This is a genomic window from Bacillus sp. FSL R7-0166 (assembly GCF_038008935.1).
GTDB classification, from domain to species: Bacteria; Bacillota; Bacilli; order Bacillales; family Bacillaceae; genus Bacillus; species Bacillus altitudinis.
Genome location: NZ_JBBPAC010000001.1, coordinates 500,722 through 523,508, shown reverse-complemented (window position 1 = coordinate 523,508; position 22,787 = coordinate 500,722). Strand labels below are relative to the sequence as shown.

Annotated in this window: 24 protein-coding genes and 1 riboswitch; of the genes, 7 read left to right on the top strand and 17 right to left on the bottom strand. The window is 41.5% G+C overall.

Annotated features, from left to right (window positions below; genetic code table 11):
* Positions 1 to 42 precede the first annotated feature (42 nt).
* The 7 genes from NST01_RS02525 to NST01_RS02495 form a co-directional block, all read right to left on the bottom strand.
* Positions 43 to 1,539, bottom strand: coding sequence for a PH domain-containing protein (locus tag NST01_RS02525; protein ID WP_206114208.1), 1,497 nt, complete (start codon positions 1,537 to 1,539; stop codon positions 43 to 45).
* Positions 1,529 to 2,008, bottom strand: coding sequence for a PH domain-containing protein (locus NST01_RS02520; RefSeq protein WP_008346922.1), 480 nt, complete (start codon positions 2,006 to 2,008; stop codon positions 1,529 to 1,531). The genes NST01_RS02525 and NST01_RS02520 overlap by 11 nt, the downstream gene beginning before the upstream one ends.
* A 110-nt stretch (positions 2,009 to 2,118) precedes the next feature.
* Entirely contained in the window at positions 2,119 to 3,609 is a 1,491-nt protein-coding gene (cshA, locus tag NST01_RS02515; protein ID WP_017358400.1) for a degradosome RNA helicase CshA, read from the bottom strand.
* A 166-nt stretch (positions 3,610 to 3,775) separates the two neighbouring features.
* Positions 3,776 to 4,114 carry a hypothetical protein gene (locus tag NST01_RS02510; protein ID WP_017366661.1) on the bottom strand — a complete coding sequence of 113 codons (339 nt, stop codon included), beginning with the start codon at positions 4,112 to 4,114 and terminating at the stop codon, positions 3,776 to 3,778.
* A 120-nt stretch (positions 4,115 to 4,234) separates the two neighbouring features.
* Positions 4,235 to 4,933, bottom strand: coding sequence for an alpha/beta hydrolase (locus NST01_RS02505; protein WP_017366660.1), 699 nt, complete (start codon positions 4,931 to 4,933; stop codon positions 4,235 to 4,237).
* 26 nt (positions 4,934 to 4,959) lie between these two features.
* Positions 4,960 to 6,324: a UDP-N-acetylmuramoyl-tripeptide--D-alanyl-D-alanine ligase gene (locus tag NST01_RS02500; protein WP_025206792.1), complete on the bottom strand. Its 1,365-nt coding sequence runs from the start codon at positions 6,322 to 6,324 to the stop codon at positions 4,960 to 4,962.
* Positions 6,325 to 6,405: 81 nt separating this feature from the next.
* Positions 6,406 to 7,488 (bottom strand): D-alanine--D-alanine ligase, encoded by a 1,083-nt coding sequence (locus NST01_RS02495; protein ID WP_007496503.1) that lies wholly within the window; start codon positions 7,486 to 7,488, stop codon positions 6,406 to 6,408.
* Positions 7,489 to 7,681: 193 nt separating this feature from the next.
* On the opposite strand from NST01_RS02495, the gene NST01_RS02490 reads away from it, so the two are divergent.
* The gene (locus NST01_RS02490; protein WP_008346934.1) at positions 7,682 to 8,002 is read left to right on the top strand and encodes a thioredoxin family protein; all 321 of its coding nucleotides are present in this window, start codon (positions 7,682 to 7,684) and stop codon (positions 8,000 to 8,002) included.
* A gap of 340 nt (positions 8,003 to 8,342) precedes the next feature.
* Positions 8,343 to 8,492 carry a Fur-regulated basic protein FbpB gene (fbpB, locus tag NST01_RS02485; protein ID WP_017366658.1) on the top strand — a complete coding sequence of 50 codons (150 nt, stop codon included), beginning with the start codon at positions 8,343 to 8,345 and terminating at the stop codon, positions 8,490 to 8,492.
* A gap of 98 nt (positions 8,493 to 8,590) precedes the next feature.
* On the opposite strand, the gene NST01_RS02480 is transcribed toward fbpB, so the two are convergent.
* The 8 genes from NST01_RS02480 to NST01_RS02445 all read right to left on the bottom strand — a co-directional run bounded on the left by NST01_RS02480 (position 8,591) and on the right by NST01_RS02445 (position 17,284).
* Complete coding sequence (locus NST01_RS02480) at positions 8,591 to 8,926, bottom strand: hypothetical protein (RefSeq protein WP_017366657.1); 336 nt, start codon at positions 8,924 to 8,926, stop codon at positions 8,591 to 8,593.
* Between the two features lie 117 nt (positions 8,927 to 9,043).
* A complete protein-coding gene (locus tag NST01_RS02475) occupies positions 9,044 to 9,811 on the bottom strand; it encodes an ABC transporter permease (RefSeq protein ID WP_046342723.1) in 768 nt (255 codons plus the stop codon).
* The gene (locus NST01_RS02470; RefSeq protein ID WP_035390386.1) at positions 9,789 to 10,715 is read right to left on the bottom strand and encodes an ABC transporter ATP-binding protein; all 927 of its coding nucleotides are present in this window, start codon (positions 10,713 to 10,715) and stop codon (positions 9,789 to 9,791) included. The genes NST01_RS02475 and NST01_RS02470 overlap by 23 nt, the downstream gene beginning before the upstream one ends.
* A 126-nt stretch (positions 10,716 to 10,841) precedes the next feature.
* A complete protein-coding gene (locus tag NST01_RS02465; RefSeq protein WP_026050049.1) occupies positions 10,842 to 12,083 on the bottom strand; it encodes a dicarboxylate/amino acid:cation symporter in 1,242 nt (413 codons plus the stop codon).
* Between the two features lie 77 nt (positions 12,084 to 12,160).
* A riboswitch (cyclic di-AMP (ydaO/yuaA leader) is annotated at positions 12,161 to 12,295 on the bottom strand.
* A 63-nt stretch (positions 12,296 to 12,358) separates the two neighbouring features.
* Positions 12,359 to 13,381 (bottom strand): AI-2E family transporter, encoded by a 1,023-nt coding sequence (locus tag NST01_RS02460; protein ID WP_007496515.1) that lies wholly within the window; start codon positions 13,379 to 13,381, stop codon positions 12,359 to 12,361.
* A 210-nt stretch (positions 13,382 to 13,591) separates the two neighbouring features.
* Positions 13,592 to 14,860, bottom strand: a complete 1,269-nt coding sequence (gene dctP, locus NST01_RS02455; protein WP_007496516.1) for a C4-dicarboxylate transporter DctP — start codon at positions 14,858 to 14,860, stop codon at positions 13,592 to 13,594.
* A 124-nt stretch (positions 14,861 to 14,984) separates the two neighbouring features.
* Positions 14,985 to 15,668 (bottom strand): response regulator, encoded by a 684-nt coding sequence (locus NST01_RS02450; protein WP_341041427.1) that lies wholly within the window; start codon positions 15,666 to 15,668, stop codon positions 14,985 to 14,987.
* Positions 15,665 to 17,284, bottom strand: a complete 1,620-nt coding sequence (locus NST01_RS02445; RefSeq protein ID WP_445662193.1) for an ATP-binding protein — start codon at positions 17,282 to 17,284, stop codon at positions 15,665 to 15,667. The genes NST01_RS02450 and NST01_RS02445 overlap by 4 nt, the downstream gene beginning before the upstream one ends.
* A gap of 67 nt (positions 17,285 to 17,351) precedes the next feature.
* Here NST01_RS02445 and NST01_RS02440 point away from each other — a divergent pair, with 67 nt between their 5' ends.
* Positions 17,352 to 18,449: a TRAP transporter substrate-binding protein gene (locus NST01_RS02440; protein WP_025206786.1), complete on the top strand. Its 1,098-nt coding sequence runs from the start codon at positions 17,352 to 17,354 to the stop codon at positions 18,447 to 18,449.
* Between the two features lie 24 nt (positions 18,450 to 18,473).
* Here NST01_RS02440 and NST01_RS02435 read toward each other — a convergent pair whose 3' ends face one another.
* Positions 18,474 to 19,304, bottom strand: a complete 831-nt coding sequence (locus NST01_RS02435; protein WP_007496524.1) for an EcsC family protein — start codon at positions 19,302 to 19,304, stop codon at positions 18,474 to 18,476.
* Between the two features lie 156 nt (positions 19,305 to 19,460).
* Here NST01_RS02435 and NST01_RS02430 point away from each other — a divergent pair, with 156 nt between their 5' ends.
* The 4 genes from NST01_RS02430 (at position 19,461) to NST01_RS02415 (ending at position 22,228) form a co-directional block, all read left to right on the top strand.
* Positions 19,461 to 19,721, top strand: a complete 261-nt coding sequence (locus tag NST01_RS02430; RefSeq protein WP_003214275.1) for a GlsB/YeaQ/YmgE family stress response membrane protein — start codon at positions 19,461 to 19,463, stop codon at positions 19,719 to 19,721.
* Between the two features lie 229 nt (positions 19,722 to 19,950).
* The gene (locus tag NST01_RS02425) at positions 19,951 to 21,228 is read left to right on the top strand and encodes an Nramp family divalent metal transporter (RefSeq protein ID WP_341041426.1); all 1,278 of its coding nucleotides are present in this window, start codon (positions 19,951 to 19,953) and stop codon (positions 21,226 to 21,228) included.
* 67 nt (positions 21,229 to 21,295) lie between these two features.
* Positions 21,296 to 21,865: a GNAT family N-acetyltransferase gene (locus tag NST01_RS02420; protein ID WP_008346964.1), complete on the top strand. Its 570-nt coding sequence runs from the start codon at positions 21,296 to 21,298 to the stop codon at positions 21,863 to 21,865.
* Positions 21,866 to 21,964: 99 nt separating this feature from the next.
* Entirely contained in the window at positions 21,965 to 22,228 is a 264-nt protein-coding gene (locus tag NST01_RS02415) for a hypothetical protein (RefSeq protein WP_008346966.1), read from the top strand.
* A gap of 39 nt (positions 22,229 to 22,267) precedes the next feature.
* On the opposite strand, the gene NST01_RS02410 is transcribed toward NST01_RS02415, so the two are convergent.
* The gene (locus NST01_RS02410) at positions 22,268 to 22,492 is read right to left on the bottom strand and encodes a hypothetical protein (RefSeq protein WP_061418014.1); all 225 of its coding nucleotides are present in this window, start codon (positions 22,490 to 22,492) and stop codon (positions 22,268 to 22,270) included.
* Positions 22,493 to 22,787 lie beyond the last annotated feature (295 nt).

The following is a 22,787-nucleotide window of genomic DNA, read 5'->3' as shown; positions in this document are numbered from 1 at the left end:
GTCGATCACTCCGTTTAACGGGAGCTGATCGACATTTTTTGTTTAAGTTGATTGATTCGTTTCATAGGAATACCAATCGCATACACGTTCAGCATCTTCCTCTTCAAGGTGATGCACACCAAAGGAATCAAGCAAGGCAGAGGACTTCACAAAGGTGTGAATACTTGCCACCCGCCCTTTCTTTTGAAAATAGGATTGGGTCATCGTATAGTTTTGCATTCGTTTTCTTAAAACAATTCCGGTGGTCTTGCCGATACCTCTTGTCGTTAATTGAATTAGTTGATCTTTGATCACATATCCTGATTGTTTATAGGCTAAATACCCAAAGAACAAGGCAAATGGTAATGGAATCAGCGCCAAATACCCCCATGGTGGAAAACGTACAGAAAGGATTATACCTACAAGTAATGGAACAAATCCGTAAGATATCAGATAACGTTTCAGTGAACGCTTCGGCACTTTTTTCAAATCACTTTCTGGTGCCAGCTGATATTGATCTGTAAATTGCGTTAACAATTCATTGATTTTTTTCTTCCGTATGAGTGGAAATAAGACAGAAGAGGTCTCTTTTTCTGTAATGGAACCTCCTGCGCTGACAAGCATGACCGTCGCAAAACCAAATGGTTCACGCAGAATATTTTCTTTGATTTTCACTGCTTGAATTCTCGCAAGCGGAATGGTCATTTGATGCCTTTCGATGAGTCCTCTTGTGATGATGATGTCTTTCCCTTTTCGTTTTGCGGTAAAATTCGCATATTGAAGGGCTGTTACCCCAACACTAAGAATCCACGCAATCAATACGGCAATAAATATGAGAATCGCATAAATCTCAACACTCGCATGACTTAAAAAAGAAAACCGTTTAAGGAATCCGTCCAAAGGTAGAATTTCATCTATTTGTGTGTAAATGGCGAGACACCCAGAAATAATGACGCCGATTCCGCTTGAAGTGGTCGCAGCCAAAAGCAGCTCTGGTATACCCATTCGGTAGGAAACACTGATTTCTTTTTCTACAGGCTGTTGCGCTGTCAGAGAATCAGGGAAATCTAAATTTTCATCAATCATTTCTTCTTGTTGCAAGCTTTTCTTCCGGTTGAAAATCGATTGCTTTAGTTGCTCAGCTTCTGCTTTTGTAATGGCCGTCAGGCTCACTTCAGGTCCATCCGTCCCGCCTGCCGTTTCGATTTGCACCCGAACCAAACCGAAAATCCGCTGGAAGATGCCTTCACTTGTATTCACCGTTTGAATTCGTTCTAACGAGATATACTTTTTCTTTTTGGTGATGACACCTGATTCTACTCGAAATTCATCGTCTTCCATTCGGTAGGTGAATCGTCTCCATGCTAAAACGGTTGAAACAGCTTTCCATAAAAGAAGCACCCCAAGAATAATGAACGCATAAAAACGAATACTTGAATTCGAGTTAACAAAAATAAGCACGAAAAAAGGGATAATGAAGTTTTTGATCATGGATACGGCATCTGATATAAAATCAATGAACATCGAGATTGGATGTACACGTTTTGGTTCAGACATCATCTTCCGTCACCCTTGCTAATCGAGATATGTAATCGCGAAGCTCATCTGCCTCTTCTAATTCCAGTGCCGGAATATCATGCACTGTCGCAGCCGTAGAAATTTGAACAGATGCCAACCGGTAGCGCCTTAAAAGCGGCCCTTGAGATGTATCCACATGCTGAACACGTACCATTGGCACAATGACACGTGTGACACGAATCAATCCGTGCTGTATTTCAATTTCGTTCTCAAATACTTCATAGCGCCAGATGTGATGGCGGATTTTCGGTATGAGCCAGATTCCGAAGATGACCTGTAAAATCCACAAACCGATGAGGATGGCTCCAATCCAATATGGCCATTGAAAATAATAACTAGCTACAAATACCCCAATGATGATGAATAAGAAAATCAATGAGATAATTCCATTTTGAAGACGCCATACTTTTAATCCATTTAAGCTGATTTGACGTTGCGGCTGTTTTCTCACATTCTTCCCCCATTCTCTTACTTTTCTATCAATATATTACGAAAGAAAGCCTAAAAAGTTTCATTAGGACTGTTAAAAAAAGCGAACCCTGCAAAGGATTCGCTTTTGAATTAGTTGTTATAAGATTTCTTTTGACGACGATCGTTAGAAGAACGATTGCGGTCATTTGAAGAACGCTTTTTATCACCGTAAGATGAACGGCTTTTTCCGCGATAGCCGCCACCACCGCCGCCGTCTCTGCGTTTAGAAGAGCTGCGGTTGTTACGATTGCGTTTTGAAATCATTGGTGCTTCATCTGTCAAACGAACAGGCGTTGCATCCGGCTCTTTTGTCATCATTTTGATGGCAGCCGCAACCACTGTAACAGAATCATGATCTTCTAACAATTCAGCAGCTGCTGTCATGTAGAAGTTCAAGTTGTTTTCACTAATGATTGTGCGTAGACGGTCAACTGTGACTTGTTGTTGTCCTTCAATTGCCTCGTCTAGAGTTGGTTCTTTCATACGATCCATTTTACGCTTAGTCGTTTGCTCAATCGCACGAAGCATATCTTTTTCACGTGGTGTGATGAATGTCATCGCCATACCTGTACGTCCAGCACGGCCTGTACGTCCAATACGGTGTACATAGCTTTCTGGATCTTGTGGTACGTCGAAGTTATACACATGTGTAACACCTGAGATATCAAGTCCACGTGCTGCAACGTCTGTTGCGACAAGCACATCGATTGAACCTTCTTTAAATTTACGAAGCGCAACCATACGTTTCGCCTGAGTCAAGTCACCATGAATTCCTTCAGCTGTATAACCTCTAAGGTTTAATGCTTCAGTCAATTCGTCAACGCGGCGCTTTGTACGGCCGAAAACAATTGAAAGCTCTGGTGATTGAATGTCAAGAAGACGAGTCAATGTATCGAACTTCTTACGCTCGTGAATATCCAAGTAGAACTGCTGGATGTTAGATACAGTCATTTCTTTCGCTTTTACTTTTACATGTTCTGGGTTTGTCATGAAACGCTCTGCAATACGCTTAATTGGTGCAGGCATTGTCGCAGAGAATAAAAGTGTTTGGTGTTCACTTGGTACATTTGAAAGGATCGCTTCAATGTCTTCGATGAAACCCATGTTGAGCATTTCGTCTGCTTCATCAAGCACGACTGTTTCAACATTTTGAAGACGCATTGTGCGACGATTAATGTGATCAAGTAAACGTCCTGGAGTTCCTACAATGATATGAGGATTTTTCTTGAGCGAACGGATTTGACGGCCGATATCTTGTCCACCGTAAATTGGAAGTACACGTGCACGCTTGTCTTGGCCGATTTTGTATAGCTCTTCAGATACTTGAATCGCTAATTCTCTTGTTGGCGCAATGATGATCGCTTGGATGTTAGGAGACGCTGGATCGATTTTTTCTACAAGAGGAATACCAAATGCTGCAGTTTTTCCTGTTCCTGTTTGTGCTTGTCCGATGACATCTTTATTCTGAAGACCGAGAGGAATCGTTTCTGCTTGAATCGGTGTTGCTTCTTCAAATCCCATGCGGTTAATAGCTTTCATGAGACTTTCGCTTAATTGAAAATCTTGAAACGTTATAGTCAATTTATTCAAACTCCTTCTAATTGCTGTTTCAGTAATCTCGTGAATGATCATTAAAAACTGCCCTTTGTATGAAAGGACAGGTCCATTATATACAAAGCCCGAATTACCCTACATTATATCTTACCATTACACTATTTGTTTTTCAACAAGACAGAAATGGATATATCTACTGCTCGACAATGACTGATTCACCTTCACTTTGATCTCCGTCCATCCATTTCCACTTTTCAAACAGTTGGATTTTCCCGTTATCCAGCTGCTTAGGGGTGGAATGACATGAACCGCTTCTCATGCTGCCATCCTTACTTACATGATGATATCTAAAATGAAGTGCTCCGTCTTTATTCACAGTTCCTACAAGTACGCCAGATTGAATACTGCCGCCTTGATATGTGCCCGTTAAAATATTCCCGTCCTGACGATATTGAAATATGGTTCCTTCCGATACTTCCCCATTGCTCGAATTAGACTGCGGGACAAAGGTTTTTCCGTCATATTGAAACAACCGAATCGACCACCTTTTCTTACCTATTGTAACATAGGCCTGTCACTCATTCGACAAAAATGATGCAAATTTTAACAAGTGGGATTCAATTTATATTAGTTTAGCCACATTTTAGCTTTTCTATAGATTAAATTGTTTTTTTAGAAATTGTTCGACTTTCTCAAACAATTGCTGTGCACAAGGCTCATGACAAACGTGATGTTTACAATCCGGTAAATAGAACATTTCTTTCTGACGGGACGGGATTTTATGATAAATGAATTCTGCACTAGAAGCGGGGACGATCCCATCGCTTTCACCTTGAACGATCAAGACAGGTAGATGAAGCTTTTCAAGAGAACCTTTCGTTTGCTTCACCAATTTCATAAATTCTACAGCAGCTGATAGCGGTGTACTCTTCAGCTTATGACGATATCGATCATACAATGGGTTCGTATCAATCAAACCAGACAAGGATTCCTTCACCATCTGCCTTGTGTCTTGAATCATTTGTTTTGGGTTAACATATTTAGCAGCAGCACTTAACAGAACAAGACGGGCCACTGGATACTTCGCTGCTAAATATGAGGCAATCATCCCGCCCATAGAAAAGCCGACCAAATAAATGGTGTCACATGTTCGGTAAAGGGATAAGAGTTCTAATTCAGCGGTGGCAATCCACTCCTGATAGAGAATGCCTTTGAGCTGAAGTTCCTCCCCATGCCCCGGAAGCGTGACAGATTGTACCGTCCAATCTGTCGTCTGCTTTAAATATTCCGCAAGCGGCTCTACTTCATACGGGGCACCAGTAAAACCGTGTATACATAGACAGCCAATCACCCTGTCACCTTCTTTGCCGATCTGATTTATAGTGCAGTAATCACGTCTTCCAATCTCATGCCACGGGAAGCTTTGACCAGAACGACATCGTCAGGTCCTGCCACATCCGCTAGTTTTTTCTTCAGTTCTTCTTTGTCCATATAAGAAGATACACGGTCGTCTCCAAATGCTTTCTTTGCTCCTTCAGCAATGAATGCGCCAAGACGGCCAAACGTTAAAACATGATCAATAAACTCAGGCTTGATGTACTCCCCTACTTCAAAATGATAGGTTTCTTCTTCACTGCCCATCTCCAGCATATCTCCGAGAACGAGTATGCGGTTAGCAAAGCCATCCATATCTCCTACAAGATCAATCGCTGCCTTCATCGACGTAGGACTCGCATTATACGCATCGTTGATAACCGTGATGCCCTTATCTGTTTTAAACAGTTCTAAACGCATGCCTGTCAATTTCGTTTGCATTAGCCCTTGGGCAATTTGCCTTTCATTCAGACCGAAATGCTGGCCGATTGCAATAGCTGCAAGAGCATTCTTTACATTGTGTTTCCCTAATACAGGAATGAGAAACCCTTGAGCATATCCCTCCACTTGAAATTCAGTGCCTTCAGCGAGTTGGTGGATGTGAATCACCTTGATATCACAGTCCTCTGATTCCCCAAATGTTTTTACGCTACGTGCAAGGGCATTTGCTCTTTGGCGGAGTAAAGGCTCGTCTCCTAAATAATAAAAAGTCCCATCCTCTTTTAACCCTTTTGTGATCTCACATTTTGCATCTGCAATGGCTTCTCTTGATCCTAGATCCTGCATATGAGATTCTCCAATATTGGTGATGACAGCTGCATCAGGTTCAGCGAGATTAGATAAAAATTCGATTTCTCCTTTTGCACTCATGCCCATCTCTAATACAGCAATCTCTGTTTTTTCTGGCATTGCAAGGATGGTCAGTGGAAGTCCAATATGATTATTAAAGTTGCCATCTGTTTTATGGACTCTGTATGTCGTTTGTAGGACAGAATGGATCATGTCTTTCGTCGTTGTTTTGCCATTACTTCCAGTAATACCGACAACTCGAGGGTTTTCCTCTTTTAAGTATGATTTCGCAAGCTGTTGGAGTGCTGTCAGAGTATCCTCTACAAGAATGACAGGTACACCGGATGGTGGGTTCGCTTCTGTTTCATTCCAAAGAACCGCTGCCGCTCCAAGCTCCACTGCTTTTGAAGCAAAAGTGTGACCGTTAAAATGTTCCCCGATAAGCGGGATAAATAGTGCGCCTTTTGATACTTTTCGTGTATCTGTTGTCACTCCGTGTATCTGTTCTTCGCCAAAAGCTTCATTCGATAATGTGCCACCAGCCATTTGGGCGACTTGTTTCACTGTACGTTTGATCATGTTTTTTCGCCTCTCTTTCTCATTTCACGTTTGAAGGAAAAGAGACACTACCTGTAGGATAGTGTCTGCTTGCTTCTTACATTAAAAAGTGGTTTTAATGGTTTGTTTTTCTTGATGGCGCTCAATTGCAAGTGACACCAGCTTCTCAATCAGCTCAGGATACTCTACACCAGTATGTTTCCAAAGCAGCGGGAACATACTAAAAGGTGTGAACCCTGGCATTGTATTCACTTCATTGATCAGCACTTCGCCTTCTTCTGTTAGGAAGAAATCTGCACGTACGAGGCCAGATCCATCAATGGCTTTAAATGCCTTAATCGCCATATCATGAATCGTCTTGTACTCTTCCTCTGACACACTCGCAGGAATGATCAAATCTGTATCGCCATCTTCATATTTTGCTTTGTAGTCATAAAAATCTGTTTTAGGTGCAATTTCACCAACAACTGAGCATTTCGGCTCGTCATTTCCTAATACACCAATTTCAATTTCTCGTCCTACAACGCCTTCTTCCACAACAACACGACGATCATATTGGAAAGCCAAATCAAATGCTGTTTGCAGCTCTTCTTTGCTGCGGCATTTACTAATTCCGACACTTGATCCCATGTTGGCAGGTTTCACAAAACAAGGATACCCGAGAACTGCTTCTACCTGTTCTAGACTGTCTGATATGGCTTTCTCATAATCCTTTTTATTGAAGGAAAGGTGCTTTGCCTGCGCAAGTCCAGCTTGAGCAAACACATCTTTCATCATGACTTTATCCATACCCGCAGCAGACGCGAGAACGCCGTTACCAACATACGGGATATTCAATAGTTCAAGTAACCCTTGCATGGTCCCATCTTCACCATTTGGCCCATGTAGCAATGGAAAGACAACATCAATCTTTTCATCAGCTGCTGCAGGCTGTGGAAACATGCTTTCATTTAAAGAAGTTGGTAAAAACGTCTTTGCATTTTGTTCAAATTGAAGCATTTTGACGTTTGATACTGGTTCAGTGAGTTTTTCTCCTCTTAGCCATTCGCCCTCTTCTGTAATATAAATTGGATGTATATCGAACTTCTCAGTGTTAAGTGCTTTTGTAACTGCAAGGGCTGTTTGCAGTGATACATTATGTTCGGCTGACTTTCCGCCGTAAACCAATCCTAAACTTATTTTCAATGGATACTCCCCCCACTAAAATTCATCTTTACTATCTTATCACTTTCAAGCAAAAATGCTCTAATTAATTTTTGTTGTTACGGAATTGAAATGATTTGTAAAGATTGTAAGCGCCCCCCCGAGCATTTGTATGTCATTCGCCTTTATTTTATATTAAAATGACAAAATGACATTGAAAAGGAGTTGTGACAAATTGAAAAAAATTACAAGCACTGAACAATTCAACGAAATCATTCAATCAGACAAAGAGGTCATCGTTAAATTCTTTGCGACATGGTGCCCTGATTGCACTAGAATGGACATGTTCATTCCAGACATCTTAGAGGCTTATGCTCAGAATGAATGGTTTGAAATAAACAAAGACGACTTTCCTGAGTTAGCGGAAACGTATCAGGTCATGGGAATTCCTAGCCTGTTAATTTTCAAAAATGGCGAAAAAACAGGTCATTTACACAGTGCCAACGCTAAATCACCTGAAGAAGTAACAGAGTTTCTTCAAGAACACGTTTCATAACTCATTTGAATGGAGACATCAGCCAACTCATGCTGGTGTCTTTTTTTATATCCTTTTAAATCAAATCTCTTCATAAGACGAGATGTGCGGCTAAAACGTTTCAACATCGGCAGGGAATGTTTGATCTGATTTCATGACAAGGTTTGACAGCGGATTATTTCCTGGGAAAGAATTCATCGTCGATATGGATGGGAATATGTCGGTTACGTGAATTTTCTGAATTGAATCTTTACTTATGACATTCTGCTTTGTATAATGGAGTTGCTAATTGAAAATGATTATCAATTTCATCTGTGTGAAATCTTATAGAATCCATTCTACCAAAGGAGCGTTGAGTTACATGTCTAAGAAGAAAATCAAAACGTATCAGCAATTGATTGAAGAAAACAAGGAAGCGATCATGCGAGACCCTAAGATGATGGAAAGTATATACGCAACCATCGACAAAAAGCACCAGAAGCAGCTTGCCGCTGCTGGACGTGAATCATAAACACAAGAAGAGCAGTCAAATAGATGGCTGCTTTTTTATTTGCCTGAAGAAAAGAAAAAGCCGATAAAATCTATTCTTCGATTTTATCGGCTTTTGTTTTAATGTGATTTCGCTACACGGTCTTGTTTCATTCCTAAATAGATGAGCATATATGTTAGATAACCCATTGTCATCGTTAAACCACCGAAGAAGAATTGTGAAAACACGGGTTCTTCAAATGTCGTAACGGCAGCAAGAACGATCCAGCTCGCATATAAATAGACCATGAACCATTTCATGTTTCTTTTAAGTGTATACAGAAAGAAAAGACCCGCTAATGAAAAGATCCCTAGCGCTAGTCTGAAATAAACAAGATGATCAAACTGGAAGGCAAAAGACACAAACGAAAACGACAACAGCAACAAAATAGGTAAAGCCGTAATAAAATTTTTCACGATAGTGCCACCTCCATGACTCTGTCTTATTATAAGACAAAATCAGCCGGTTATCGTGAAATACAGACTCGTTTTCACAAAGATGTCACGAATTTTTCTTGTTATTTGACACAATTTTTACACATTTACATCACGCTTCCAAAAAAGGAGCCAAGCAGCACCAACAAAGAAAACGAAATGCGCCCCTACAATGAATAGTGAAAACAGAGGGCTCATGCCCTGAAAGAGCGGCGGACCTTGAAAACTGTATTGTGTAAAGTCCGTATTAGCGAAAAGTAGAATCTTCCCCCACTGATTTTCTAACAGAGACATGATCGACACTAATGATTTCGCCGCGTATAAGACGAAAAATGAAGTCACAAGTGCAATCAGACTGTTTCTAAACAAACTTGAGCACAGAAAAGCAAAGCTTGCCATCATGACCACTTCCACCCACTGTGATCCAATCACAGCAAATGTGTGCAGAAATAATCGCCCAGTGCTTTCATCAAAATCAGTACCAAAGAAAATAAGGCCAAAAAGAAAAGCGAACACATAATAAAAAACAAACAGGTAAAGGACCATCAGCACAAGAGTGATGTATTTTGCCAAGAAAATATGAAGCCTTGTCTTTGGCCGGATCAACAAGAACTTGATGGTTCTTTTTTGAAACTCTGTTGAGATCAATGTGGCGCCAATCACGACAGCGAACACTTGTAAAATAAACACAACATTCGTGGAATAAGCAAAATAGTTCGCGACTGTATCTTGCCCGCCAAGCCCGGAAATGACTCGTTTCAATGCTAGCGCCATCGTCAATTGAAAGACAACAATCAGTCCAAGTGCAATGAATGTGATCTTTTGTCTCGTGATTTTTTTATGTTCATTCTTGATGAGTTGAAGCATCTGCCGTCCCACCTTCCGTCCATTTCATAAAGGCCTCTTCAATTGATTGTTTTTGAGGCGTCATTTCAAGTACATCAAATTCTGCTAAGACAAGCTGTTTATTCAGCTCCGGCACACGGTCTTTATTCAGTTGAACCAGCACATGCTGATCCCTTTGTTCATATGTATATCCTTGCGTATCTAGCCATGAAACTGCCTTTTCTACTGGCTGAATATTCATCAACACCTGCTCTTTTCCTTCCATGTCTCGAAGGTTTGTATTGGCTTTGATTTGTCCTTTTTGGATGATGATCATGCGGTCACAAAGCTCTTCTACTTCATGCAAAAGATGTGTAGCAAATAACACAGAGACACCTTCTTCTTGTACAAGCATTTGCAAGTGCTCTCGAAACTCCTTCATTCCTGCGGGATCAAGCCCATTTGTTGGTTCATCTAAAATGAGCAGATTGGGCTTATGCAAAATGGCTTGTGCAATCCCGAGCCTTTGTTTCATCCCTAGTGAATACGTTTTGACCTTCTGGTGAATGGCGTGCTCCAGACGAACTCTTTTTACCACTTCAAGAATGCGCTCTTCTGAAACTCCATCATGCATAGACGCATACAGCTCAAGGTTTTCAAAACCTGTTAAATATGAATAAAATTCCGGATTTTCTATGATCGCCCCAACAGATGACATCGCCTTTTGATGATCATCATCTTGAGAATATCCATTTATGATGATCCGGCCGTTGTTTTTTTTCATCAAGCCAACGATCAATCGAATCAAGGTCGTTTTTCCAGACCCATTTGGTCCAAGTAAACCGACAATTTCCCCTTGCCTAATGTCCATCGAAATATGTTGCAAAATTTGATGCCGGCCAATTTGTTTATCGACGTTCTCTATGTGTAAAACAGCAGACTGCAAAGTGGTTCCTCCTTCTAATGTAAAACCTATGGCGGCAGTTACGGCCGCTCATCCTGTAAAAAGTATATCACGCTAGACAAGCCGTTCCACGAAAAAAAGGGCTGATCCAGTCAGCCCTTCTTGTTGTTAAAGTGATAAATTAGGTGTTGGTGCTTCCTTCTCATGTTTCTTTTCGGTTTCAGAAACAATCACCGCACATGCTGCGTCACCTGTAATATTGACCACGGTTCTTGCCATGTCTAATAAGCGGTCTATGCCAAGGATCAGCGCAATGCCCTCAACAGGAAGATTCACGGAATTTAAAACCATGGCTAGCATGATGAGCCCTACCCCTGGGACACCTGCTGTGCCAATACTTGCTAGTACTGCTGTTAAGACAACTGTCAGCATTTGAACAAGGGTTAATTCAACTCCATACACTTGTGCGATAAAAATAGTCGCAACCCCTTGCATGATCGCTGTACCATCCATATTAATGGTCGCACCTAGCGGCTGCACAAAGCTTGAAATAGGTTCTGGCACCTTCAAACGCTTTTGAGCTGTTTCCATTGATACTGGCAGTACTGCGTTACTGCTTGATGTACTAAATGCCACAACCATCGCTGGAGAAAATCCTTTGAAGAATGCCATTGGATTTCGTTTAGCTAATAGGGCAACGGTTGACCCATAGGTCAGGAAGAAATGCAAGATCAGCGCAATTAAGACGACTGAGAAGTAAAGTCCCATCGCTTTCATGGCATCGAGCCCCTGACTGCCAATTGCCGTTGCGATCAAACCGAATGTCCCGTACGGTGCGAATTTCATCACAACACCGACAAGATACATCATTAATTCATTTCCTTGTTCAAACAGCTTCAGCAAACCTTCTGTTTTTTTACCGAGCAAGGCAATGCCAAGACCTAAAAATACACAGAAGACGATAATTTGAAGCATATTTCCTTCAACTAGAGATTGGACTGGATTGGTTGGAATAATATTGAGTAGTGTGTCTGCCATTGATGGGGCTTCCTCAGCGGAATATTCTGCCGCTTTCGTATCAAAATTGCCAAATGTGCCTGGCTTAATAAGTAAGGCCAATGAAATGCCAATAATGATGGCAAAAGTCGTAGTGAGTAGAAAGTAAGTAATGGTTTTTACGCCGATTCTGCCAAGTTTTTTCGGATCGCCAAGGCCTGCTACACCTAGTGTGATCGAAAAGAAGACAATCGGTACAACTAACATTTTAATCAGGTTTAAGAAGATTTGACCTAGAGGTGTAAATAGATAAGGGTCTAACACTTTGAATACATTTGGAGCAAAAATGTTGAGCAGTAGTCCTGTGATTGCACCTACAATTAAAGCAATAATAATTTTCGTCGCAAGCTTCAATAAAATCTCCCCTTCCTCATCAAAAAGGCCCACGAGAGAGTCTTCTCGTGGGCCTGCGTGTCCATACGTGTACCACTGTCTACTCTCTTCACGCTGATGAGGTTAGCTGACGGGTTAGGACGAAGAGATGTCCTTTTTTCTTAAAATAAGAAAAATTCACCCCAAAAACTTGGGTCCCCCATTCCTTTAGAAGGATTAAGCGTGTGGTAATATGATATTTTCATACTATTTATACCTTATTTTTAGAAAATTGTAAACAGGTTCATATGAACTTTTTAATTACTTTCTTCCTTATTCGTGACCTCTAAGATATCTAAGATAAACACAAAGATTGGGATGCCGATAATCAGTCCCCAAATGCCAATATAGTGTTCAGAAAAGATCAGGACAATAAACGTGAAGAAAATAGGGAGCTCTGTTTTAGCTGACATGAGCTTCGGATTTAAGAAGTAGGCTTCAATGGCATGGATGATCACAATCACCAGCACAATATATAGGACGTACATTCCGCCTCCAAGTGTATACGCAATGATGCTGAGTGGAACGAGGGAGATGACCACACCCGCTACCGGAATTAAACCTAACAAGAAGACCATGACCGCTAATCCAAATAATTGCGGGAAGCCCATAATGCCAAGCGCAATTGTCGTTAAGACACAGTTAACTGTTGCAATGATGAACTGTGCTTCAAGTACCTTACCAAATGTTCTGGAAAACTTACGTCCAAAGAAGGCAATTTCATGATAGAATACGGAGATTTTACTCGTTTTGAACTTATTCATGAATTGAATGAGGCGTTCCTTTTCGAACAGGAAGAACATGCTTAATATTAAGGACATAATGACCTGGATACTGAACGTGCTGAAATCTGTTAAGTATGTATAGAGGAAATTAAACCCTTTCTCGAAGAAAGAAGATATTTTGAAATCTCCGAACACATTGGTGACGACGTCAAAGAAGGGTAAATCTTGTGGATGATCTGCAATCTTTTTCCCTAAATGAAATAACTGTTCCACCTGTTTCGCGATGATGGGCACAAACACAAAGCCGCCAAACGTCAATCCACCAGCTAGAAGGATGTACAAAATGGTGATGACTGATTTCTGTCCTATTTTCAGGAAGCGATTTAAAAAGCCTCTTATGACCTCTTCTAACCGGTTCATTAAAAAGGTGAAAATGAAGGTCAGGAGAATTAAATTCATCATTCCTCTTAATAGATATAATGCTGTGGCTAATACTACAAATACTGAAAACCTCTTGACACCAGGTTTTTCGAACAATTTAAAAAATGCCGCCATACGTTACACACCTGCCAGGACTAAAGTCTATTTTTCGTTGGATCTCATATTCATTATATCGGATCTTTCTGTAAATTATATAACAAAAGGTCAATGAGGTCTTACGATTCGTCCTAAATTTATCAAGCTTTTATGTTTTTTCTTTTTTTACACAAGAAAAAACCGAACCCCATGTAGAACATAAGGTTTCGGTTTTTGGTTGTTTTTATACTAAACAGCCTGCTTGATATTTCGCATTTCCTGTAGCGCTGTTTTACTCTTCGCTTCGTCAAATTCCCCTTCACTTTTCGCTACAACAATTGTAGCAATTCCATTTCCAATCAGGTTCGTAATCGCTCTTCCTTCACTCATGAAACGGTCGACCCCTAATAGCAGTGCAAGACCTTCTAGCGGGATAACCTGAAGTGCAGCAAGTGTAGAAGCTAGCACGATAAATCCGCTTCCTGTGACTCCAGCTGCTCCTTTTGATGTGAGCATCAGAACAAGGATAATCGTGATTTGCTGTCCGATGGATAGGTCCACCCCAAACACTTGCGCTAAGAAGACCACGGCCATGGACAAGTAGATTGAAGTACCATCTAAGTTAAAGGAATAGCCTGTCGGAATGACAAGCCCAACAACCGACTTAGAGCACCCGTAGCGTTCCATTTTATCCATCATTCTTGGCAAGACAGATTCCGAAGAACTTGTGCCAAGAACAATTAAAATTTCATCTTTGATAAAACGGAGGTAACCGAACAGGCTGAAGCCATACATTTTACAAATGATGTTCAGCACGACGAAAATAAACAGGAACATCGTCATATAAACGGAAAGCATCAGACTAGCCAGTGGTTTAATTGAAGCTAAACCGAAGTGTCCGATTGTATAAGCCATTGCTCCAAATGCCCCTAATGGCGCGGCACGCATAATGTAACCAATGATTTTAAAGAAGACAAGCGACAGCTTATCAAGCCATTCGATGATGCCTTTCCCCTTCTCGCCAAGTGCAGCGAGCGCAACACCGAATAAAATAGAGAAGAATAAGACCTGTAAAATATCTCCCTTTGCAAAGGCATCTACCATGTTAGATGGCACAATGTGTGTGACAAACTCCATCCAGTCGATACCCTGTCCCCCATTTTGGGTATATTGCGAGACATCCCCTTTTTCAAGCTTACTATAGTCAAGACCCGCTCCCGGCTTCATGATATTGACCACAAACAGTCCGATGACAAGCGCAAGCGTCGTCACAACTTCAAAATAGATAAAAGCTTTTCCCCCAACTTTTCCAACCTTTTTCATATCCCCCATCTTGGCAATTCCAAGAACAATGGTTAAGAAAATAATGGGTGCAATGACCATTTTCACTGCATTAATAAATGTGTCACCAAGCGGCTTCATTTCTTTTCCGACGTTTGGCCAAACCATCCCAACAATGATCCCGATAATGACAGCTGCAATGACCTGAAATGTCAGGTTCTTCAATAGCCTCTTCATAAAAAATCAACTCCCTCACCCTTTGATGTAAACGCTTAACTGTTATCTGTAGGTAAATGATAGCGATTTCATCAAAGGCTGTGAAGCTTATGGACATATCGTACATTTTGGTCTTTTTGGTCTCTTAGTCAGAATGTACGATATATTTATTCACAGGGCGTCCGACCCCGCCATATTGCATATCTAATTTCAGCTCGCCTTCTTTTACAAGGAAATCTAAATAACGGCGTGCCGTGACACGTGCAATCCCAAGTGCATTGGCGACTTCCTCTGCAGACTGCGCTCCTTCTTGCAGACGCATATAGGCTTTAATTTCATTCATCGTATGCACATTCAGCCCCTTAGGAAGCCACGTCTCTTCAAGCTTAACAGCAGGCTTTCGTATGATATCATCGAGCATCTCTTGAGAAAATTCTGCTGCGGTACGAATTTTTGATTTGAACGCTTTATAGCTTTCAAGAGATTCTTTCATCCGTTCGAACTTAAATGGCTTAATGATATAATCTCGGGCACCATTTTGAAGCATGGTACCGATCGTCTCTTTGTCCTTTGCTGCCGAAATCACAATCACATCCACCTGCATCTTTTGCTTTCTGATGTCTTGCAGTGTTTTGACGCCATCTTTTTTAGGCATATACACATCGAGCACCACAAGATCTGGGCGAATGTCTTTGATCAGCTGGATGCCCTGCTCGCCATTTCCTGCTACAGCCGCAACTTGAAAGCCAGGGACACTCTTAATGAACTCTCTATTGACTTCTTGCACCATCGGGTCATCTTCAATTAATAGCACCTTAATCTGAGTCATCTGTCTCTCTCCTCTATTGTCATTGGGAATTCGATTGAGAAGGTGGTACCAATGCCGATGCTTGATGTGACTTCTACATTTCCCATTCCTTTGTCGATAATCGTTTTTACAATATACAGCCCGTAGCCTGTTCCGCCTTCTTTACCGTGAGTAAAGCCTTTATCGAAAATATGAGGAATCATGTCCTCTTCTATTCCAGATCCATAATCTTCAATTAAGATCGCGAGGACATCCTCTGTTTGATCAATACTAATAGAAATGAGTTTTGTGTCTCTTTCTACAGTATCATACGCGGCAAAGGCGTTCTCGATCAGGTTGCCAAGTAGCTTCGTCATATCATGCTGATCCAGCCGCTCTGGGAAATCGCGCAGACTGCTATTTTCATCTACTTCAACCTTGATTCCAAGCTCCTTGCCCCTTCTTATCTTGCTCATCAATAAACCAGCAACTGCATCATGCTGTATTACACGGTGGAGAAAGTCCATCACATGCTCCTGTTCTTCGGTCGTTTGGAACGCTAAATCGAGTGCTTGATCGGCTTTCCCCAGCTGAATTAAACCCGCAATTGTATGAAGCTTATTCATATGTTCATGATTTTGCACCCGCAGGCCATCAACGAAATTCTTCACCCCGGTTAATTCCTCCGCCAATTTGGCTGCCTCTGTCCGGTCCTGAAAAATCGCAACCGCTCCAATGATTTTCTTTTTCATCACAATTGGAATTCGGCTGCTCATGATCCGCTTTCCGCTCATATGAATTTCTTCATTGTAGACGGGTTCTGCGCGGTCAATGATTTCTGGAAGCCTTGTATCTGACAGCACATCCCAAATATTTCGGCCCACTACATCACCTGTCACGCTGAAAATTTGCTTCGCTTTTTCATTAAAAATGGTGATCATGTGCTGGTTATCAATGGCAATGACCCCTTCATTAATGGAATGAAAGGTAGCGGTGCGTTCCTCTAGCATTCTGACAATCTCATGCGGCTCCAGCTTAAACATTTGCTGTTTAATATGACGGGCGAGCAAAAATGAACCGACAAGCCCGAAGCTGAGTGTGAGCAGAAGGATCATGAGGATATCCTGCTTCATTTCTCCTAATATATCTGCCATACTCGGCAATGTTCTTCCGACTAGTACAACCCCTGTTTGGTTAAATTTTTCATCCTTTACTGGATAAAAGGCTCTAATGGCTGTGCCAAGCTCTCCCTGTGCTTCTGAGAAATAGATATGCTCTGCAAAGGCAGGTTCTTCATCTGTCCCCTCAGAGCGCTGGCCAATCCTTGTTTTCACTGGATGTGTCAATCGCACGTGTTCCATATCCATGACAACAATGTAGTCAGCATCTTGGATAATCCGAATCTCTTCAATGGCATGCTGTAATCGCGTACGCTCCTTTGTCTGATCATCCAATGCCTGCTTTACCTCATTCATCTCAGCTACTGTTCTCGCCGTGTTCATGAGCCTTTTTCGAAGTTCTCGTTCCTCTGTTTGCTGAATTCCCCCGACCAGAACAATTCCTCCGATTAAAAGGGCAAAAATGACAACGAAATATGTGAGGATGGTGAGTTTCCATCTAATAGATAATTGTTGTAATTTCAGTCGATTTCTCATCATTTTTTCACCTGTATCTTTACGAATTCTTCCTCTGTCAAGTATCCTTGACATAAGGGGGATCTGACGCATGAAGAATTTACTTGCCTATACGCTATTGCTCATCATCGGTTTTGTAACCGCTTTATACTTTGGTTTTTATCATATGATGCCTAAATCAGCGACGACCTTCGACGATGAACAGACAGGGCTGAAGGATCAGCTTGTGTTCAAATTCAGCCATGTTGTCGCAGATAATACCCCAAAAGGGCTGGCTGCAAAGAAATTTGCTGAACTTGTTCACGAAAAATCCGACGGCAGGATCAGCATACAAATCTTTTCAAACGGGAGTCTTTATTCTGATATCGAAGAAATTAATGCACTAAAAGAGAATCAAGTTCAATTTATTGCTCCGTCTACGTCAAAGCTCGGCATGCTGTCCCCTGAATGGCTGGCACTTGATCTGCCCTTTGCCTTTTCTAACTACGATGCTGTCCAAGAAGGGTTACATGGTGCGATTGGACAGAGACTGTTCGGCACACTGCAAAAAGACGGACTAAAGGGAATGGCCTACTGGACAAATGGCTTTAAGCAAATCACTTCGAATAAAGGCCCAATCAAGCAGCCTAGTGATTTAAAAAAACAATCTCTCCGTATTATGCAAAGTGACATGATTGAAAAGCAATTCAAGCTTCTAGGCGCAAAACCCTATCAGGAATCGTTTAATTCAACATTTCAGCTGCTAGAAACAAAAAAAGTAGACGGTGAAGAAAATACAATTTCAAATATTTATTCAAAAAAATTCTATCATATACAAGACTATATGACGATCAGTAATCACGGGTATTTAGGGTATGTCGTCTTGACGGATCAATCTTTTTTTGATCGTCAAACACCTGAGACGAAGCGAATTTTACTCGAAGCGATGGAAGAAACAACGGCATGGAACGAAAAACATGCCGAACAGATGAACAAGGATCAGCTGGAGGATATTAAACGCGAATCTCCAATTGCCATACACGAATTAACACCAGCAGAGCGGCAAAAATGGATGAAGGCGCTCGATCCTTTGTATGATGAAGCAGAAAGGATCATCGGTTCCACCTTGATCAAACAAATCCGCGAGCTCCGGGCACGCTATGAATATTCTCCGATTCAAGCGTTTGAAGAAGATGCTGAGACCAAATAAAAAATCCCTTTAGAAAGGGATTTTTTATGCGCCGGAGTCACGCTGTTCTTGCTGAGCGAGCTCCTCTAATCTTGATAATATTCTGCGCTTTCGATATTGCATGATGCCTGTTTCGGCAATTCCTTTTAACTGTGAGCGGTTGGACGCTGCACCAAACAAAATCCCCGCAATTGGGACAAGTTGAAACAGCTTCTTCCAGCCAAACGAATCACGGTAGTTATATACGACCTCACGCCATCCTTGAATTTGAGAGATCATGTTTTCGTGCTTCCCTTCTGATGCATGATAGCTCTTCAGCTCTTTTAATATTGATTTTTTCCCAACAACGTCAGCAGAATTCAACTGTAAACATTTAATGATAAAGACTCGTTCTTCTTTATTTTTCGGATCATAGCCATAGGTGACGGCGATATCCTGTAATGTTTTTAAAGAGAGACCGAGGACAGCTGGAATATCTGCCGCTAATGTAAACATACCTCCGACACCTGTTGTCGCACCTTGCACAGTGGCGAGGTTTGTTCGGTTTTTCCCCATCTGATCACTAATGGCATCCATGACCTCGATCGGAGCCGCCTCAATATCTTCAATACGCTGAATCGATTCATCGGCACATTTCTTTTGAAATTGATGAATAATGCCTTTCTCTGACGTCAAATAGACACCGCCTGATTGAATATAGTGCCCCATCTCATCTAATAACACACCGATTTTCTTTTGAATAAAGGCAGGGGTCAGCTTGTCCAGCATTTGAAATGGAAGCCGGCTAAGTTTCTCCCAAAACCATACCTTTTGCTGGTCTTTCTCCCACTTTTCAATCTCTTTTAATTGTGCTTTTAACCACTCTCTTTCCTCCATGCGATTTGCCTCCTTAGATGCCGTTCAAGTATATGTCTGTTATTATACACAATCCTTGTCCATCATACGTATCGAACATTGAAGCGGTTCCGAAAGGTTTTAATCTCTTTTAAAACGGTTATTGCTTAGTAAACAAACAAAAGAGGAGTGATCAACATGTTAGGATTTCTAATTTCATTAGTTGTGGCGATTGTCATTGGTCTCATTGGGAGTGCACTCGCTGGAGGCAGTGTACCAGGAGGCTGGATCGGTTCAATGATTGCCGGGCTTGCAGGTGCTTGGATTGGTCATGGATTACTTGGAACGTGGGGTCCTAGTCTGGCAGGATTTGCGATCATTCCAGCGATCTTAGGAGCAGCCATTTTTGTCATTATTTTAAGCCTGATCTTCCGCAGCGTTGGATCAAGGGTTTCTTAAAAAACGATACAAAAGAAGAGGAAGCAGAGGATGCACCGCCTAAGATTAGAGGCGGTGTTTTTTATGTTTTGATTGACAAGGTATCTATTTTTTTCACTTACATATGATAAACAAACCTATTAGTTCAGATAGTTGACTTTTCATGAAGATGGGCATATGATGATTAAAAATTGCATCGAGGAAACTTTTTGTGCCAAAGCAAAACTTTGTAGAATCTAGGTGATGACATATGACAAACAAATACATCGAGGCACAAGCCCACATGTCAGTGGCAGCGGAGCGTGCACTTGAAGGAAAGGTGAAAGGATTTAGAAGGCTCCTTCCTTTTCTCGGGCCTGCTTTTATCGCAGCCATTGCCTATATTGATCCAGGAAACTTTGCGACCAACATTGCGGCTGGTTCGAAATATGGCTACCTTCTGTTATGGGTCATTCTCATATCCAATCTCATGGCCTTACTCATCCAGTCTTTGTCTGCAAAGCTTGGAATCGCAACAGGGAAAAATTTACCTGAAATTGCTCGAGAAGAGTTTCCAAAACCAGTCTCGATTGGTTTATGGATTCAGGGCGAACTCGTCATTATCGCCACAGATTTAGCCGAATTTATCGGGGCTGCCCTTGGTTTATACTTACTCTTTCGTATCCCGCTGCTTGAAGCATCGATTATTGCAGCGATCGGTTCTTTTGCCATTTTAGAGCTCCAAAGACGAGGTTATCGAGCGTTAGAAGCAGGAATTACCGGCATGCTGTTTGTTGTCGTGATTGCTTTCGCTGTACAAACCTTTGTGGCTAAACCTGATCTTGCAAGTGTCGCCGGTGGACTGTTCATTCCAAGGTTTGAAGGGACAGACAGCGTACTGCTTGCCGCTGGTATTTTAGGCGCTACGGTGATGCCGCATGCGATCTATCTCCATTCAGCCTTAACGCAAAGAAGAGTCGTCGGCAGAACGGAAAAAGAGAAAAAGCTGATTTTTCGTTTTGAGTTTTTAGACATCCTCATTGCGATGGTAGTTGCTGGCGCCATCAATGCCAGCATGTTGATTGTAGCAGCTGCTTTATTTTTTAAAAATGGTCTTTTTGTTGAGGATTTAGATGTAGCATTTCAGCATTTTGGCACTCTCGCAGGTCCTGTATCAGCGATCTTATTTGGTGTAGGTCTGCTTGTAGCCGGACTTTCCAGTTCTTCTGTCGGTACACTGTCAGGCGATATTATCATGCAAGGTTTTATTCAGTACCGAATTCCGCTGTATGTCCGCCGGCTGATTACCATCATTCCCCCTATTGCGATCATTGCATCTGGGGTCAATCCGACATCTGCACTTGTGATGAGTCAAGTGGTCTTATCATTTGGAATAGCGTTTGCTTTAATTCCACTCATTTTGTTTACAAGTAAAAAACGAATTATGGGCGATTTGACGAATGCTCGCTGGGTGACAGGAATATCTTGGGTGATAGCAGCTCTTGTTGTCGCACTTAATCTGTTTTTAATTGTGGATTCGTTTATGTAAAAGACAGTGATCATGCTGTCTTTTATATCGGGTTGTGGTAGAATTTCCCTTGAGAGGATGTGATCACATGTTTTTTTATCAGGATCAAGATCTATCCATGCGGCTGCTTGAACCAAGAGACGCGAGAAGCCTGTACCTGCTCATCCAACGCTCAAGAGAGCATTTACGTGAATGGATGCTATGGGTCGATTCGACGCAGACAGAAGAAGATAGCATGGCGTTTATTCAAGGTGCCATGCAGCAAGCTTTGCAAAACAATGGTTTTCAGGCTGGAATCTGGTCACATGGGGAACTCGTTGGTATCATTGGCACCCACCAAATTCATTGGATTAACCGGACGGTTTCCATTGGCTATTGGCTCGGGGAAGGCTATCAAGGAAAAGGCATCATGACAAAAGCATGCAAAGCGGTCATTCACTATTTATTTGAAGAGTGCGGTCTGCACCGCATTGAAATAAGGGCCGCTGTTGATAATCAAAAAAGCAGACGCATCGCAGAGCGTTTATCTTTTTCACTTGAAGGCATATTAAGACAATGTGAATGGCTGGGCGACCACTTTGCCGATCACTGTGTGTACGCACTTTTACAGCCTGAATATATGAAACAAAAAACGAATTCGATCAATCAGCCTACTTAATTGTGTCGATTGGATGAACTATTTTACAAAGTGAAGCTTTGTAGTATCCGTTGTGATTGGCATCTGATAAAATAGAAGGAAAAAATCGAGGTATGATGTATGTCTCTTATTATTTTATTTTACTTATGGATTGTCCCTTTATTATTTGGCATTTTCTTCTCATTCCTAACAAAGAAAGCCACATACAAACGTCGCTTTGTTCCATCCTATAGCATGGCAGGACTCAGCATCGTATTTCTCATTCTGGCACTCGTCTTTTCAGCCAGTCATTTTCTATTCATTTGCGGTATGTTCCTATTCGCCACTACACTTGTCGGCACAGGCATCCCGTTATTTTTAGCCTTTACCAAAACACCCTCATAAACAAAACCACCTTTTCACGATGGAAAGGTGGTTTCTTTTTTACTGCTCAGGCATTCGATAGGTCATCGTACCATTTTGGTTTTTTTCAATTACTTTCACAATGTCTTGAAGGATCTCTGATGCTCGATCGCTTGAGTCATACTTGCCGAGCGTCTTGACCCAAGAATCACTGCCTGCGATAAACCCTTCAATCTTTTTACCGGTTACTGTGACTTCGTGAACATTAACGAAACTTTGTTCGTTTTGTGTGAAAATCCATAGCATGGTTTATTCCCCTTTTTTGTGGTGATTGGGTTAGTTTAACATATGATTCCCAATTATGTGTGGGGTGATTTGGTATGAAAGTGAATTTACAGTTTAAAAAACCTTGATTTTACCAGAAATATCAAGGTGAAATTTTCCATCTATGATAATCGTAATTCCTTCTACGAGTTCACCCATATTTTTATTTTCAAATTTCTCGGATATGATACTTATTTTATTGTCAATCTATGTTTTCACCGTTTCTTTCAAAATTTTATAAAATGATCCTATATATAACATTCCACGTAGAATTCAA

Bases quoted from the DNA above. Each gene is read 5' to 3' on its own strand.
- NST01_RS02415 (WP_008346966.1), top strand. From the start codon at position 21,965: ATGTCTCTTATTATTTTATTTTACTTATGGATTGTCCCTTTATTATTT.
- NST01_RS02525 (WP_206114208.1), bottom strand. From the start codon at position 1,539: ATGATGTCTGAACCAAAACGTGTACATCCAATCTCGATGTTCATTGAT.
- NST01_RS02430 (WP_003214275.1), top strand. From the start codon at position 19,461: ATGTTAGGATTTCTAATTTCATTAGTTGTGGCGATTGTCATTGGTCTC.
- NST01_RS02425 (WP_341041426.1), top strand. From the start codon at position 19,951: ATGACAAACAAATACATCGAGGCACAAGCCCACATGTCAGTGGCAGCG.
- NST01_RS02450 (WP_341041427.1), bottom strand. From the start codon at position 15,668: ATGACTCAGATTAAGGTGCTATTAATTGAAGATGACCCGATGGTGCAA.
- NST01_RS02460 (WP_007496515.1), bottom strand. From the start codon at position 13,381: ATGGCGGCATTTTTTAAATTGTTCGAAAAACCTGGTGTCAAGAGGTTT.
- NST01_RS02420 (WP_008346964.1), top strand. From the start codon at position 21,296: ATGTTTTTTTATCAGGATCAAGATCTATCCATGCGGCTGCTTGAACCA.
- NST01_RS02475 (WP_046342723.1), bottom strand. From the start codon at position 9,811: ATGCTTCAACTCATCAAGAATGAACATAAAAAAATCACGAGACAAAAG.
- NST01_RS02410 (WP_061418014.1), bottom strand. From the start codon at position 22,492: ATGCTATGGATTTTCACACAAAACGAACAAAGTTTCGTTAATGTTCAC.
- NST01_RS02440 (WP_025206786.1), top strand. From the start codon at position 17,352: ATGAAGAATTTACTTGCCTATACGCTATTGCTCATCATCGGTTTTGTA.
- NST01_RS02435 (WP_007496524.1), bottom strand. From the start codon at position 19,304: ATGGAGGAAAGAGAGTGGTTAAAAGCACAATTAAAAGAGATTGAAAAG.
- dctP (WP_007496516.1), bottom strand. From the start codon at position 14,860: ATGAAGAGGCTATTGAAGAACCTGACATTTCAGGTCATTGCAGCTGTC.
- NST01_RS02500 (WP_025206792.1), bottom strand. From the start codon at position 6,324: ATGATCAAACGTACAGTGAAACAAGTCGCCCAAATGGCTGGTGGCACA.
- NST01_RS02445 (WP_445662193.1), bottom strand. From the start codon at position 17,284: ATGATGAGAAATCGACTGAAATTACAACAATTATCTATTAGATGGAAA.
- fbpB (WP_017366658.1), top strand. From the start codon at position 8,343: ATGTCTAAGAAGAAAATCAAAACGTATCAGCAATTGATTGAAGAAAAC.